Consider the following 15,763-nt stretch of genomic DNA (forward strand, 5'->3'; position numbering starts at 1 on the left):
TCATAAAAAAAACTTACGCAATCGATTTCTTTTAAACTCTGCAGATTATTCATGAAAAGTGAGACCGAAAACGGAATCTGCAGTTCGCACTCCTTCTATTTACACCCATTAACGGCAAAATGTTGGCGTTTACACCTGATTTTCACTAAGAATTCCAGGATCTGCCTGAGTTTTTCCGTGCAGAAAACAGGCATTTCGGAGACGTTAGATTCGGGATAATCTGCATGAACCGAACCGCGTCAAACGGCGCAGTCGGGAACTTTTCCCGGATCACAGAGACGAGGCTGAGCGAATCGCAGCCAGCAGGTGAAGTGAATCGGCTGGAATTCGTAAATCGTGACAGCGTTATTTCTGAGCGGAAACGCGCAGGCGAACCGTTTTCAAGTCCAGCAAGGCATGGTTGATTTTTCCATGACTGCGGACCGCCAGTCGTGACTTGCCGGCAGGCAGTTCAATCACGCCCACTTTAGGACTTTGATAGACGTCCCAACTGCCCGTGCCCGGCACAGGCCAGGTAAGACGCTGGCCTGCAGCTTCCAGCAACACCTGATTGCCGGCTGCCTGCGGGCAGGCATACTCCAGATAAACGTCGTATTTACCAGCCTGGGGGACATCCAGTGTCCAGACGGCACGATCATTTTCACTTTGCCAATAGCCCAGGTTCTTGTACTTGTTTTCAAACTGAATCGTCTCGCCATAAATCTCGGCAAGCTGAGGGATCAAAAACAAGTCCCCCCACAAGGCTTCCGGCTGGACGACCGTTGGCTGATTGCCGGCAAACGTTTTCCGCGGTCGCTCGGTGGCGTTCAGATAAGCAATCAGATCAGCAAAATCCTGAGGGGGCATGTCTTTTTCCAGTCCCTCCGGCATGAGCGATTTACCCGTGCTCTGGAGTTCTTCCAGGTCATTCCGCAGTAACGTGATTGACTTGCCGTCGTTTTGAACGAGTGTGATGCTCTCCCCGCTTTCTGCAGCGAGTAAACCGTTATAAGTCAGCCCATTCACGGTGACCGCGAGATAACTGACATACTTGCTTTCGATCGCGCGGTTGGGATCGAGAATGGCCGTCAATAATGCCTGCTGTGATTTATCGGTCAAAGCAGACAGGTCAGGGCCGATCGGTTTGCCTTCCTTGTTGAGCTGATGACAGACAGAACACCGTTTGAGAAAAATCTGATGCCCCGCTTCGACATTGCCTTTCAATGCGGACATGGTCGAATATTCTTGAACGACTTTCGCGCGATTGGAGTCCAGGGAAACTGCCAGCAACTTTGCCGCCTGTTCGCGCAGCTTTTGATCTTTCTGGCTGAGCAGGATCTGTTGACTGGAAGCATCAATGTCCGAGGGCAGAATCGTTTTTTGTTCGATGCCATCTAAAACCGATTTCACCCAGGCCGGTCGACTTAATAACGCGTTCAACACTTCGGTACGTAAACCCGGTCCAAAACTTTTCCAGCGTTCAAGCAACATCTGAGGCGTGCGCTGATTGCCGAACTGTGTGAGTGCCATCACGGCCGCACTCTGCAGCGGACGCGAATTTCGCGGCGAGAGCATTTCGGCCAGGATTTCGAAGTCCTGTTCCTGCTCATCAAAGCCTCGTCCCAACAGCTGCAAAACCAGTTTTCGTTTTTCCGCAGCAGCGGTTTCATCGCCGGCGATCGCGCGGGCTTCCTGAAACAGAGGCCGTAATTGATCGAGGGCTGCCTGTAATTGTTTGTTCGCCTGCTCATAATATTTGGGAAGCGTCTGGTTGCGTCGTCCTAATGAATTGAGCAAAGTTGAAACGGCCTGAAACTGCCACGGAGCGAACGATTTTCCTTCAGGTCGCTGTCCTGCCACGGCATAGATCTGTGCGAGTGCTTCCTGACGATTCGCAGAAACCGCCATCGTCACCAGGGCATTAAAGAGTTGTGCGGGAGGTTGTTTGCCGTTCAATTCCTGCAAGAGGGCAGTGCTAAACGCATCCAGGTTATTGCCGACGGAACTCAAAATAGCGGTGCGCAGAAAGGGATTGTCATCAAAGGTGAGTGCCATCCGAGCCAGCGCCACGCCGGCCTGCGGGTCATTCCACTCACCGAGCGAATACGCCAGTTGCATTTGCACCTGCGGGTCCTGATCGCTGACGAGTTGCAGTAACTGCGGCCCGATTTCTGGAAACTGGTTCAACATGGATTCACTGATGCGAATCGCGTGGCGGCGCACTCCGGGGTGCTCATCTTGTAACGCGAGTAATACGGTTTCACTTGAAACCGGCCCTAACCCATCCAGTACACACAGTGCCTGCAGGCGGGCGGTGGCTGATTTACCCTGCTGCACCATTTTCTTTAATTCCGGAACAACGGTTTCATCTTTTCGACTGACCAGCAGTTGATGCGCGATATCCCGTTGCGTGCCGTTCGGACTTTCCAGAACCTGCACCAGTTCCGTATTTGACAGCTGATCGAAACGGGGAACCGGGCGTAGCGGGGTTTTGTCGCGCACGACACGATAGATTCTCCCCTGCTCTTTGCCGGCCCGCAGATCGAGTTTTTCCTGCATCTCTTTGGGGATCCACTGGGGATGTTCAATCACGTGCCGATACATGTCCGCGACCCACAAAGCACCATCGGGACCCGTGCGCGCCATGGTCGGGCGGAACCAGTTGTCTGTCGACGCCATGAATTCGGAATCCTGTTCGCTCTCGGCGCGACGGCTGGTGAATGTCGTTCCCTGCGGAGAAACGATTTCCCGGTGTACCAGATTATGCACGGGTTCGCAGATAAATGAATTGCCGACATATTCCGGGCCGAATAACTGATCGCGATAGAAACACAAACCACAGGCGGACGTAATGCGGTTCACCTTGTTCAAATCATTAAATCGTTCTTGAGTACGACTCACCGGAAAAATGGTGGCAGCCCCCGGTTGAATGGAAACCTGGACTTTCGGGTCCGGCGCGATGAGGTCTTTATTTCTGCGCAGATAATGGTCGGCCAGGGCATAATGAAAGGCGGGGTTACTGTTATTGCTGCCAAACCAGTTCCCCCAGTCGTCCCGTTCCCGACCGAACTGAGTCTGACCGGATTGCGCGTCCATCAACCCCGTATCAGGTCTGATACGCAGATCACGGCGGCTGAGATTCAGTTTCTCGCCGGTTTTGGTCGACACCAGATCTCCGCCGGAATCGCCGTTCGCCAGATAAATCCAGTTATCCAGCCCCCAGCGCAGGCCGTTCACCCGATGCTGCTGGTTGCCTTCTCCAAATCCGGTATACAGTGATTCGTGCAGGTCTGCCTTGCCGTCGCCGTTGGTGTCTTCTGCGTAAAAGACTTCCGGCGCGGTGGTCACAATCACTCCGTTTCGCCAGGCCATGACTCCCGTGGGGTAACCCAGCCCGTCTAAGAATACGGTCGATTTGTCATACTTGCCGTCGCCGTTCGTGTCTTCCAGATAACGCACGCGCCCGGCGAATGTCCCTTTTTCATCAATGCCCAACGGGTAGTCGGCCATCTCTGCCACCCAGAGTTTACCATCCGGGCCCCAATCGAAGGCGACCGGATCCTGCACCAGCGGTTCTGCCGCCACCAGTTCGACATGAAAGCCGGGTTTGACCTGGATCGTTTTCAAAGCAGCCGCGGGTGATTTGGGTTGTGGCCCTTTCGCTGCCAGTAATTCATCAAAGGATTTTCCCGCCACCAGATGTTTTAATTTGTCGGTATTTTCATTCTGGACCCATAAATGACGTGAATGAAACCAGGCGCCGTTGTTTGTACCGTTGCGTGAAATCGCAGGCATATCATCGCCATCCTGACGCTGCTTCTGGAAAACGTTTTTCCAGCCTTTGTCTAACGATGCGAAAAGATCCAAAGAATACCGGCTCTCATTGGAAAAGAGGGCATCCGCAAAACCATCTTCATTGATGTCCGCAAAACGCAGACCCGCGTCGCGCCCTTGTGCGTCCACAATGGTCGCTGCATTCGGGAGTGACCAGGGTAATTTCTGCCAGCAGGAATCTGTTTGCGACCAGGCATACACAGCCTGCTGTGTTGGATTGGAAACGATCAGCTCACATTGGCCGTCATTATTGAGATCGCGGAAGCGAACACCCTGATCTGTGCCGTCTTTGAGTGTAAAAATCGCTGCTTTCTCTGTGGGCAGACCTGCGAGTAATGTTTTGTCCTCAATCCAGTCTCCTGCGTGGAACCTCCAGGCGGCGGATTCTTCCGGCGTTAACGTCAACAGGACGACCTGACCATTCATCACACCGAAGCGGCAACGTGTGGCCTGGTTTCCCTCAGAATCAGGGGCAGACACCAGACGTGTGGGAAAACCGGATTCCTTCCACGTTTGCTGTTCCGGATTCCAGATGCGGGTTTTCCGGACGTTTTCATTACCAATGACGACATCCAGATACCCGTCGTTGTTCAAATCGAGCAGTCGGACGCCGTTGTCGGCACCGCGTTCATTCCGTAAGGGTTGACCTGCCAGCAGATGCTGATTCATCCGTTGCAGAACATCCTGAAACGAAAGAAACTGCACCGCGGAACCATGCTTTTCCACGGCATGATCGATCAATTTGATGACCTGCTCGTTGCTGATCCAGCCATGCGGATGATAGACCAAATTGAATGTGCCCTGCTTCACAACGGTGGCATCAATCACGGCGGTCCAGTCCCGTACGGTCAGCGGATTCATCGGCTTTTGCCGATGCTGGGCGGACCAGTCGCTGGGAGTCACACACGAAAATTCCCAGCAGAGTCGTGAGATCGGGTACGGATACGGATAATCAAAAATCGTATTCACAAAACCTCGATCGACGGGAACATACTTTTCATTTCTGCCCTGCCCATCGGGATCGAGCACGTATTCCCTGGGGAGTTCCGGATCATTGGCCGTGAAGACATGAAACACGGACGTATCAATCTGCAGATAATTTCCCTTTGGTGACCGGCTGTTAAAGATCTCGGTAAAAAAGCGAGGGCTCACGGTATTCAGCGAATCGCAGCAAGGCATGCGGTAGGCCACGGGCCGGCTGTTTGGGATTTCATTCAGTAAATCAACACAACGCTCAACGGTCCCTTTGGCTTTCGTAAAGTCGCGATCCTTTAATAACGGACAAGGGTGATCGTAAGTATGAACTTCAATGCTCACGCCTTCCTTGATCCACTTTTGTAAATGCGGGTCTTGCGGATCAACGCGGCACGTCATGATACTCGCGCCGGCACGGCCGTTGATTTCTTTGAGTCGTTCGAGGATCGGACGGAGATATTCTTCGTATTTTTTAACGTCGCGCATATCATCAATGGCGAGCACGCAGACCGCTTTGACCTGTTTATCTCCCGACCACTGGGGCGTGACCAGTTTGGGAAAATTTTGCGATACATAATAAGGATCATCCTGATCCAGATAAACCAGCCGGTTTCCCGTGTCCTGTTTTTTCTCAGCAGCAGTGAGAGAGACAGCAACACAACTGAGCATCAGCAACAGAACAGGAATAGTGCTGCGGCAACGGACAGTCGAGTTCATGATATGGGAAAGAGAGAGCGAAAAAGCCATTTTGAAATCTCCACGATCATTGCAGCCAAGAGCGATTTTTTCTCAGCGTCGTGACAAACCCGCCCGGCAAGTTTCTCATGACGCCGTCTCTCTCAAGTCTGGCCGAAGCCCGGATGTGTGTCAACCAAAACAGAACAGTATTGTATGCAATTTGGCAAATCCACAAAATTTGCGCATCTGAACTCCGCAACAGCAGATCAGCCATGAAAATTGTTAATACCTCAATATAATAGAAGTTCACACGAAATACTCCTCTAGGAGATTTCCTGAACCTCAGAGAATTCGCTGGTTTACAATTGCATAATTGTTTACAATAATCAAAACTAGAGAGAAAGGGAGCGTCGCTGTTCTCTGCAGATCATCACACAAACGATGGTGTTTTTTCATGAGCCAGACTGAGTTAGCCCAGAATCAAAGCCAGGACATTGTTGATCAGCTACGGATGGAAATCATCACGGGGCGTTTCCAGGAAGGCATGCCATTACGCGAAGTGAGTTTAGCCGAGCGGTTCCAGGTCAGCCGGGCGCCTGTTCGAGAGGCGCTGAAACAACTGGCGCATGAAGGGATGGTGGAAGCGAAACCCAATTGCGGAATGCGCGTGGCGGCTTCCTCATCCGATTCGATGCAGCAGCTGATTATTCCGTTGAGGCAGACAGTGGAATCGTTCGCCTTGAGATCGATTTTTGCTGATCTGGATGAAACGGATTTTGCAGAATGGGAGGTCATTTTGAGCGAAATGAAACTCGCCTGTGAAACGCAAAACTTGATCCAGCTTGCGGAACTGGACATCAAGTTTCACCAGTCGATCATCGCGAAATCACCGGAACAGGGCCTGATGTCGATCTGGATCACACTGGTTTCCCGGTTACGACGCCACTTCCTCGCAGGATTCCAGAAGCCCCACGATCCGATGAAAATCTATTATGAACACGTCGCCATCGTGGCCATGTTCCGCACGGGAAAACTCGATGCTGCCATTCAGCTTCTGATTTCGAATATTGACTGAACCCGCTATCCGCCTGTGATCAAAAAAACTCCCGCCGCCATTTATGAAAGATGACAACGGGAGTTCAAAGCTGAGGAGCATCAGAGTATCTTCATCTTACAGAGCCGACATTTGCATGTAAGCATGATCCAAAGCGTTCCTCAGAGTCCATGCCTGCTGTGAAGCGCAGTTCATTTTTTCAGAGTGACTAAGGGCATGCTGCATGTTGACCCGAATTTCTTTCGGCATGCTATCCACGCTATTTAACATGGCTTGCATCGTTTTCTTGTATAACATTGTTGTTTCATCGTAGTGTCCGTTGTTATACAAATCAGACCCGCGTGCTACGGTGTGTTTAATTTTTTCACACGCTTCCGTAGCACTGAGCTTTTTGTCATCGGGAGGCATAAGCACGCTGTCAATCACGTGAATCACGCCATTGGAGGCATCGATGTCTGTCGCAAGCAACTTCGCGTTATTCACTTTAGCGACACCCTTCGAGACGCTGATCTTGACCTGTTTCCCCTGCAGCGTTTTGGCTTTGCCAGCAGCCAAAGCATCTTCGGAGTAAACGCGTCCTGCGACGACGTGATATTTCAAAATTTCTGCCAGTTTTTCTTTATTCTCAGGCTTCAACAGACTGGCGACTGTGCCTTCCGGAAGTTTCGCGAAGGCGTCATCAGTGGGAGCGAAGACGGTGAAAGGCCCCTTGCTGGCCAATACTTCAGCCAGACCGGCCGCTTGTGCTGCTGCGAGCAGTGTTTTGAATTTTTCTGCTTCCGAAGCAGTCACCACAATGTTTTTATCACTGGGGAGTATCACAGTGTCAATCACATGGATGATGCCGTTTGAACATTGGATGTCAACGGCTTCCACGCTGGCCCCATCAACTTTGACTTTACCGTCCTGGGTCTGAATGTCAGCACGCTGCCCATTTAAGGTCTTCGCCCCTGTTAACTTGACGACATCTTTCGCAGCAACTTTCCCCGGCACAACATGATAGGTCAGGATTGCGATCAGCTGGTCTTTGTTTTCCGGCTTGAGCAGAGTCTCCACTGTACCTGCTGGCAGCTTGTCGAATGCGGCATCGGTGGGAGCGAACACGGTGAACGGCCCTGCGCCCTTTAACGCGTCTACCAGATCAGCGGCACCTAAAGCAGCCGCCAGTGTTTTGAAAGATCCCGCGGCGACAGCAGTATCTACAATGTCTTTTTTCTCAGCGGCGTGTGTAAAAGTGGACGTCAGCATAACAGCGGAAACGGCTGCCAACGCCACTGTCTTTTTTAACAAGAGTTTCATCGAACTGGTTTCCTGAATGACTGGAGGTAATTAACTCGGTTACTCAAACGCTTATCTGAAACATCAGTGGCCACCGCAGTTCAGTCATTAATACCATAGAAGGGCCATGATCTTTGACAACCAGCCCTTTTCGAAATTTCGCGAAATCGCCTGGGAAGAAATTCGCGCACTTCGAAACGCATACGTTCGATCCGGTGATCCCAGTGAACTTAAGAGGCGTTCCTTGCCAAGGCCGAGAAAAGAGAGGTTGCCGCTTACTGTCCCGAGTCTGGAGCCGCCGGGACCTGCAGTGATTCGATGGGGAGAATCGACAGGCCGCAGTCTTCCTTGCCGATGGAATACACGACATAGAGTTTTCCGTCGTGTTCATGGGCATAGGGATAGGACCACTGTTTGCCTTTTGCAAAACCGGTAAAGCGGGGAGGCTCGGATTTCCCATGCCGGATTTTCCACATCCGACTTAACGTGGTTTCGCCGGGCTTGCTCACGGAAATCACCAGCGTGTCCCGGTTCTTCAGATTCGAAATCAGGTATTCCTGCCCCGTGCTTAATTTGCCGAAGTATGCTTTGGCGCGTGGCATTGGTAAATTACTCTGCTGCGCGGGGGACCAGGTCCGACCGCAGTCTTCACTGGTCGCAATCCAGGCGACGCCTGCGCCGCCGCGAATGATGGCCCGTACGGTTTTTCCCTTTGCTGAAACAGTGGTTTCCGCGAAAGAAGGCTTCAGTTCCGGCGGATAGGGAATCAGCACTGTATCCCAGTGAGTCAGATCGTTTCCGTGACTGATGGCAACCACGGGCAGACCATCTTTGTCCTGGCCGCCGGTAATCAGATTGCCGTTCGCCATCGGCACCGGTTCGTCATAAGGCCAACAGTTCTGCATGACGATTCCCTGCGACTCCCAGCGATCGGTGGCTTCATTCAGAACAAACGCTTCCCCCTGCAGACCGGGAAATCGCTTTGCCGGTTTCCCCACACCAAAACGGCTGCAGATCGTCCATAATTTTCCCTCATGCACCAGAAATACGCCGTGACTGTGGCGATCGGAGCCCGCAAAACCGGGGCCGATGATTTCGAGATCCGACCATGTTTTGCCGCCATCTTTGGAACGACGCCCCTGCAGCGTTTCCTGAGGACCATTCTCATTCGTCGGACTGTTGGCCCAGTTCGCATACAACGTGCCTTTGTGTTCGATGATGGCAGCGCCGTGCAGAAACTTGTAACCATCTTCTTCCGCGCGATGAATCGTCTGATGCGTCATGCCGGGCACGAAGGGGATCTGTTCGAGATCGGCAGGGATAGGCGGTCCCGTCCAGAGCATCACCGGTTGCGGTTTTGGTTCTGCGGCTACGATGAGATTCAGCGAGAGTAACAGCCCGACCAGGATCGAGAGAGCGAATTTCATGAGTCAGTCCTTCAGCGCAAGGGAAATCAGAATCAGCATTGATTATAGACGAGACCGCATTCAACGAAACCGTGGTTCCCTCTAAATCTATGATTCATGGATCAAATGGTTCTGTCATGTAAGTTTCCCGTCTGGCTGAATTTCCTTCTATTTAGCTGCATTCAGATAGGCGAGCAAGTCGGCCATTTCCTGTTTGCTGATCTGTTTTTCCAGGCCTTCGGGCATGAAAGAGAGCCGCGAACTGATCAGTTCGTCGATGTCAATTCGCAGCACCGTATCGCTGGTTCCGTCGGCACGGGCGATGGTGATGCTGTTGGCATTCTCTTCTTTGATCAAGCCGGTGATAGTTCTCCCCTGAGTTGTGACGAGCAGATACGTCACATACTGCGGTTTGACTTCGCGATTCGGATCGAGAATGTTGAGCAGGACGGCTTCGGTTCCCCGGTCTTTGATTGCTTTCAAGTCGGCCCCGAGTTGCACGCCGACATTTTCCAGCTGGTGACAGGCGGCACACGCTTTCTTGAACACCAGCTTTCCGTTCTCCGAATCCCCCTTGAGTTTGAGGGCTGCCTGATATTCTTTGACGATATCGGAACGACCGGTCAGACGTTGATCATGAAACAGAGACTCAGCCAGTTTTTTGATTTCGACGTCCTGATTCGTTTTCAACAGCTGCACCCGTTCCGGGCTGATGTCCCCGGGGTTGATCTCTCCCTGTTTGATCGAATCCAGCATCGTCAGCAGCCAGGCTTTCCGTGAAAACAGCGTTTCGACGGCGCTCATCCGCAACTGGGGACTGAAGCCCGGCCAGGTTTCTATCAGCAAGTCTGCCACCCGATCATCGTTAATCAAGCCTAAGGTTGTGATGGCACGCTGACGTACCGGCAGTGGCTGCTGCACGGTGAGTAACTCTTCAAACACTTCATGAGTCTCATCAAATTTTCCAATACTCAAAGTGGGAATCGCGTCGATGCGTGTTTTGACGGGCAATTTGGAATTTGTCGCCTGCTGGATGGCGGTCTGCATCATCTCTTTGAGCAGGTGCGCAGTACGCGCGCTGGTCGATTGGGCGATGACGTTTTTCGTCGAGCCGGAAGCCCGTGAGAGCAGATTTCTGAATAAAACTTCGACTAACTTCTGATCTGACGCAGGCATGGCTTCCAGTGATGCGAGAAACAACTTTACGTTTTCTGCTTGATTCTGGGCTCCGATCTGCACCGCCAAAGCGATCAGAAACTCCTGAGCCGGTTTCTCTTTTAACAACTCGGGATTTTTCGCCAGCAGGGCAAAGACTTCGCCGGCTCCCTGATAAAGCGAACTCTGAACGGCCATCCGCATCCAGGGATTCGACACGTGACGCGTCAGAATTTCCGCGAGTTCCTGGTTGCGTGCGGCAGAATCAAAAGCGCCCAGTGAAAAGGCGGCCTGATACTGCACTTCCAGAGAATCATCTTCCGCCAGCAGAAGCATCTGCTTTTGGATCAGCGAGGAATCGGCAAACTGTTCTGCGATCTGCAACGACTGCTTTCGGACCTGGAAATTCTGATCCTGCAGACCTTGCAGCAGAGTCGGTTCGTCCAGCGATTTCAACCCCTGCAAAGACCAGAGCGCGGTGGCCCGGGTAATCGGCTTGCGGGAGGCAGTCACCAGTTGCTTCAAACTGTCGCAGACCGACGTATCCTGACGCTCAAACAACAGGCGCTGCGCGGTATCGCGGGTCCAGCCATTATCGCTTTCCAGTAACGCGACCAGTTCCTGCGACGAAAGTTTCCCGTAATCGGGTAGCGACGGCTGTTCAAAACCTTTCGGAACGATGCGATAGATGCGTCCTTTATCCTGACCGCCGACCGGGTCGAGGTGTTTGATCACTTCTTCCGGAATGAAGGGCGCCCCTTCGATCAGTTCGCGGTACATGTCCAGCACATACAGGGCGCCGTCGGGACCGTTTTCAAACTGAACGGGCCGAAACCAGACATCGGTAGACGCCAGAAACTCGGCGTCCTGATCGGCGCGCGGTGCGACCAGCGATAAACCATCGGGCTCAGGTGCAGCGCGATAGACCAGATTATTGGCCGGTTCGCCGACGAAAACATTGCCCTGATATTTTTCCGGCCAGGCATCGCCGCGATAAATGGTGACACCGGTGGCTGCGGTAAAGTAACCCGAAGGATTTCCTTTTTCGTAATCCCCTTTCTCGCTTTGGGCACGAATGCGGGTCCGCAGGATTCGCCACGGTTCAATCTGGCTGATGCGTAATAACTTTGTGAATTTGCCGCCGGGCGCAATCGAAACCGGGGCTGCGGGGGGTGCCAGATACGGATTGCGGGCGATATAGCGGTCATCGTACATCAGCATCTGCATCGGAATGCCGTTCGAGCAGACGAAGTTGCGGTTCCAGATTCCCAGGCTCATGCCGTGCTGACCGCCGCCCGTGGTGAGTTCAATCGTGCGGGTCTCCGGATCGAGAATCACGCCTCGCCCCCGGGTGTTGTAGGTTCGTTTTTCTTTATCCGCGGCAACCGTGATCTCTCCCCCGTCGGTGCCTGTGGAAAAATGGATTTTGTTATCGAGGCCCCAGCGGAAGGAATTGATCATGCCTTCGTCCCCTTTATCGCGTCCGAAGCCGGTCATCACGATTTCTCGGAGATCGGCTTTCCCGTCGCCGTCGGTGTCTTTGCAGTAATAAACATAAGGGGGTGCTCCGACAAATACGCCCCCTTTGTAACTGCAGACGGCAGTGGGCAGCGTCATGTCGGTCAGGAAGGGATAACTCTTGTCAAACTTGCCATCGCCGTCCGTATCTTCCAGCAGTTTGACGGAACTGTAACCTTCTTTATTAGCATCGTTGTATTCGGGCATCTCGACGACGTACGCACGCCCGCGTTCATCAAAACACATGGCGACCGGATCACGGACCAGGGGTTCAGCCGCGACGAGTTCAATCTGAAAATCGTCATGCAGTTTGAACGACTTCAATGCTTCCTCTGGTGTTCGCGGCAGGATGCGGGGCATCTCGGCGGAATAATCGACCTTGGGTTTTGCATCGTCCTTGTCGGCGGACCAGACCGTGACCGTCAGACAGGCCAGCAAAACAGGCAGGCTACTCAGAAGAATAAAAGTCGGTCGAACGCGTATCAAGGCAGAAAACGGTGGCATGGAAGGATCCTGTTGAGGTCTCGTGGGGGATGCTGATGGCGTGTTGGAGCGTCTCTCTAATATCTAATGAGCGTTATTATAGAGGACCGCTATAGGGCTTATGAAGGATTCTATGTGTAAAGTGAGCGAAAAAATGAGAATCGGATCGATGTTGTATGACCTGCTGTCAACAATTGGTAACGGGGTTACTGCATCAGTCGCTGCAGCTCGGCCTGGAGCGTTTTGATGGTGTCTTGTGATGCGGGCTGGTCGATCAGGTTTTTCATTTCATAGGGATCATTCTGGACATCATAAAGTTCGTCCATACCTTTCAGCTTATTAAACTGGATGTACTTCCAGCGTGGCGTGCGAACCGCTTGATAGCCCATGTTTAACAGACGCGGAAAAACCGTATCGCTGTTATATTCAATCAGGAACGATTCGCGCCAATCATCGGGCTGTTCCCCTTTGAGTAAGGGAACCAGACTGCGCCCGTCAAATTTCCGGTCTGTTTCCACCTGAGCGAATTCCAGCATGGTCGGGGCCAGATCGACGCTGACGGCGAACTGGTCAATCAGCGTGCCCGCTTTGATCAGAGGAGGATAGCGAACCAGCAGGGGAACCCGGATGCCTTCTTCGTAAGGGAGCCGTCGTTCGACGCTCAGTCCGTGTTCGCCGTACCAGTAGCCATGATCGCTGGTAAAAACGAAGACCGTCTGATCAAGCTGGTTCTGTTTTTCCAGCAGTTCGCAGAGCATTCCTACGCCGTCGTCAATCCCGGCCAGCATCCGCAGGCGATCGCGGATCACCTCATCGCTGGTTCCCGTTTCCCGGCTCAACGGCGGCAGCCCTGAAATGCTGCGTTGCAATGCCCGTTTTCCTTCCAGGTTATCAAGCACATTCAACCGCCGCGGGATGGCGTCTTTTGTGTATAAGTTCTCGTGTCGTTTCGCGGGCAGAAACTTCGCCGCTGAGGGGTCGGTGATACTGCCATCATCGCGCTGCGTCAGTTCCGGGTGCAGGGCTTTGTGGGCAATATAGATACAGAACGGCTTGTCTCTTTTCTGCGCGACGAATTCATTCACTTTTTGATTCAGGACATCGGTGGTGTGGCCGGTATGTTTGATCCGCTTGCCATTCTCGTTTAAGACGGGATCAAACGACGTCCCCTGCCCTTTCATGCTGACCCAGTAATCAAAACCGGGACGGGCCGTATCATCGTTCCCCATATGCCACTTGCCGACATAGGCGGTTTCATAACCGGCGCGCTGCAGCGATTGCGGAAACGTGTTCAGAGTGTGACTGTGCTCGCTCCGGTTGGTATTATCGAGAATGCCATGATGGTGGGTATACAGGCCGGTCAGCAGACAGGCTCGCACGGGAGAACACAGGGGGGTCGAACAGAAGGCATTGCGAAAGCGGGCTCCTTCATGAGCGATGCGATCGATGTGAGGCGTGCGGACGAAGGGATGCCCCATACAGCCCAGCTCGTCCCAGCGCAGGTCATCTACGAGGACGACGACCAGATTTGGTCGTTGCGGAGAATCAGCAGCCTGCAGCAGGTCGACCGAAGCGCATAGAATCAGGCAGGACCAGACAAGGACCTGAATCGAAAAGCACTGGTTGAATTTTTTCACTTGCTCTGTTCCCGGATGTCAATTCTGTAAGGTGATCTGAGCACGCTCCCTCAATAAAATCGAGTCTTCTCACTGTACCAGACAACGCGGCTGAATCAAGTACAGAGTGTCTACAGGCATCGATTCCCGGTGCCTTGAGTGCCGTTGTCCTGAATGATCGTGGCGGATTTTCACTTATGATGTGAAGTCTGCGATCGAGTAGAATGTTTCGGTCAGAGACTGCGTATCCGGTTTCACAGGAAACAGATTCCATTCAGAACAGGCGGGAGGCTGGCAGGGACAATGGATTCAGAGTGGTTGACATTGCTGCTGTTTGTTGTGGTGAAATTCTTCACCCGGTGGAACGCCCGCGTTGCGATTTATCTTCGTGAAGGGCGCGAAATGGTCAACCAAAATTTATGCGCGGTTCTGTCGCAGTTGCGACCGAAAAAAGTGAATATGAGCAATCTTTTTGATGCGGAGCGAACCATTTGGGGGCAAAAGTGTGGTGCTCATCGAGAAGTGAAGAGGCGGGAGTATTTGCAAATCACGAAAACAGAGGGGGTTTTATAGTGAGAGTTTCCTCAGGTGCAGAAGCAGTCACGAGTCGAAATCAGTTGTCTCGCGCGCGACGCATATTTAGGGACTATCGCGAGGGGCGCAGCGAAGTCAAGTCGAAAGAATGCACCTGAAAAACAGGGGGAGATGAAACTTTTCAATGTCTCGGGTTTGTCAAGGGAATTCGATTTTTCCGAATTTTCATATTGCAGCCAGACAGGCAGGGTCGAAGGGCATGGATCATTTGCGGCAAACGAAGCTGCCATTCCGAGTTGCAAACTGCATTTTTCCGGATTGCCCAAGCAACTTTACCGGGCAACCAGTTGCTTTTTGTACTCCTGTCTACGCAGGAATTCTGGTTCCTTAAGAAAAAATTAATCTTGTTTGCATTAGTCTTTCCTGATCTGTTTTGTATAGAATAATTAGACCGAACCAGAACATAATCTTTATTATATTCCGATGTTCGGCCATCTCTGATCAATCTAGGAACGACTCTGGGAGTTATGCATGTCAGGAAAACGAATCAGTGGTGCGAGTCAGATCTCGCAACGCTGGAAAGCAGGCACTTTGTTTGGCGTTGTTGTTGCATCCGCAATATTGATCATCTCGGGGCTCCCAGATTCGGAAGCAGCTCCCAGAAGACAGGCAGCCGTTAAAAAACCGGAACCGAAAAAAGAAGAACCGCTGCCTCCCCGGTTTATGGTGGAGTCGAAACCCGTCAATCCTGCCAAGCTGGCCAGCGCCTTAAGCTCAGCGGAACATATTGACAAACTTGTAGAAGCAAATTACTCAAAATATAAAGTCACTCCTAATCCGATGACGACCGACGAGCAATTCCTGCGTCGCGCTTATCTGGATATTACAGGAACGATTCCCACCTATCGGGAAACACGTTACTTTCTGGCTTCCCGCCACCCGGATAAACGCAAACGATTAATTGACCGTCTGCTCGACAGTGATGGTTACGCCAGCCACAACTTCAATTACTGGGCCGACGTGTTTCGTTACACCGATCGTCTCAACAACAACGTCGACGGCAGTCCGTATCGGCAGTGGATTAAACAGTCTCTGGCAGAAAACAAACCCTGGGACAAAATGGTTCAGGAAATGATCACTGCAGAAGGATTGATCTGGGAAAATCCTGCTACCGGTTATCTCCAGCGAGATTCCGGCATGCCTCTGGACAATATGAATAACACGGTGCGTATTTTCCTGGGAACACGCATTGG

8 protein-coding genes are annotated in these 15,763 nt (G+C 52.2%); 3 read left to right on the forward strand and 5 right to left on the reverse strand.

Features of this window, described 5'->3' with window-relative positions:
* Window positions 1-345: 345 nt before the first annotated feature.
* Window positions 346-5,535: a PVC-type heme-binding CxxCH protein gene (locus tag Q0294_RS21125; RefSeq protein WP_299469405.1), complete on the reverse strand. Its 5,190-nt coding sequence runs from the start codon at window positions 5,533-5,535 to the stop codon at window positions 346-348.
* A 385-nt stretch (window positions 5,536-5,920) separates the two neighbouring features.
* Here Q0294_RS21125 and Q0294_RS21130 point away from each other — a divergent pair, with 385 nt between their 5' ends.
* On the forward strand, window positions 5,921-6,541 hold the full coding sequence (locus Q0294_RS21130; protein ID WP_299469407.1) for a GntR family transcriptional regulator: 621 nt from the start codon (window positions 5,921-5,923) through the stop codon (window positions 6,539-6,541).
* 96 nt (window positions 6,542-6,637) lie between these two features.
* On the opposite strand, the gene Q0294_RS21135 is transcribed toward Q0294_RS21130, so the two are convergent.
* From Q0294_RS21135 to Q0294_RS21150, 4 genes are all read right to left on the reverse strand, one after another.
* Window positions 6,638-7,819, reverse strand: coding sequence for a fasciclin domain-containing protein (locus Q0294_RS21135; protein WP_299469409.1), 1,182 nt, complete (start codon window positions 7,817-7,819; stop codon window positions 6,638-6,640).
* Between the two features lie 254 nt (window positions 7,820-8,073).
* Window positions 8,074-9,225 (reverse strand): exo-alpha-sialidase, encoded by a 1,152-nt coding sequence (locus tag Q0294_RS21140; RefSeq protein ID WP_299469411.1) that lies wholly within the window; start codon window positions 9,223-9,225, stop codon window positions 8,074-8,076.
* A gap of 147 nt (window positions 9,226-9,372) precedes the next feature.
* The gene (locus Q0294_RS21145; RefSeq protein WP_299469413.1) at window positions 9,373-12,381 is read right to left on the reverse strand and encodes a PVC-type heme-binding CxxCH protein; all 3,009 of its coding nucleotides are present in this window, start codon (window positions 12,379-12,381) and stop codon (window positions 9,373-9,375) included.
* 185 nt (window positions 12,382-12,566) lie between these two features.
* Window positions 12,567-13,997 (reverse strand): sulfatase, encoded by a 1,431-nt coding sequence (locus Q0294_RS21150; protein ID WP_299469415.1) that lies wholly within the window; start codon window positions 13,995-13,997, stop codon window positions 12,567-12,569.
* 282 nt (window positions 13,998-14,279) lie between these two features.
* On the opposite strand from Q0294_RS21150, the gene Q0294_RS21155 reads away from it, so the two are divergent.
* On the forward strand, window positions 14,280-14,549 hold the full coding sequence (locus Q0294_RS21155) for a hypothetical protein (protein WP_299469417.1): 270 nt from the start codon (window positions 14,280-14,282) through the stop codon (window positions 14,547-14,549).
* 492 nt (window positions 14,550-15,041) lie between these two features.
* Window positions 15,042-15,763, forward strand: a 722-nt coding sequence (locus Q0294_RS21160) for a DUF1549 domain-containing protein (protein ID WP_299469419.1), incomplete at its 3' end; no start/stop codon positions are given.

Source organism: uncultured Gimesia sp., assembly GCF_937919775.1.
GTDB lineage: Bacteria > Planctomycetota > Planctomycetia > Planctomycetales > Planctomycetaceae > Gimesia.

What these genes read in the sequence shown, in the direction of transcription:
- Q0294_RS21125 (WP_299469405.1), bottom strand. Translation starts at nt 5,535, where the DNA reads ATGGCTTTTTCGCTCTCTCTTTCCCATATCATGAACTCGACTGTCCGT.
- Q0294_RS21130 (WP_299469407.1), top strand. Translation starts at nt 5,921, where the DNA reads ATGAGCCAGACTGAGTTAGCCCAGAATCAAAGCCAGGACATTGTTGAT.
- Q0294_RS21135 (WP_299469409.1), bottom strand. Translation starts at nt 7,819, where the DNA reads ATGAAACTCTTGTTAAAAAAGACAGTGGCGTTGGCAGCCGTTTCCGCT.
- Q0294_RS21140 (WP_299469411.1), bottom strand. Translation starts at nt 9,225, where the DNA reads ATGAAATTCGCTCTCTCGATCCTGGTCGGGCTGTTACTCTCGCTGAAT.
- Q0294_RS21145 (WP_299469413.1), bottom strand. Translation starts at nt 12,381, where the DNA reads ATGCCACCGTTTTCTGCCTTGATACGCGTTCGACCGACTTTTATTCTT.
- Q0294_RS21155 (WP_299469417.1), top strand. Translation starts at nt 14,280, where the DNA reads ATGGATTCAGAGTGGTTGACATTGCTGCTGTTTGTTGTGGTGAAATTC.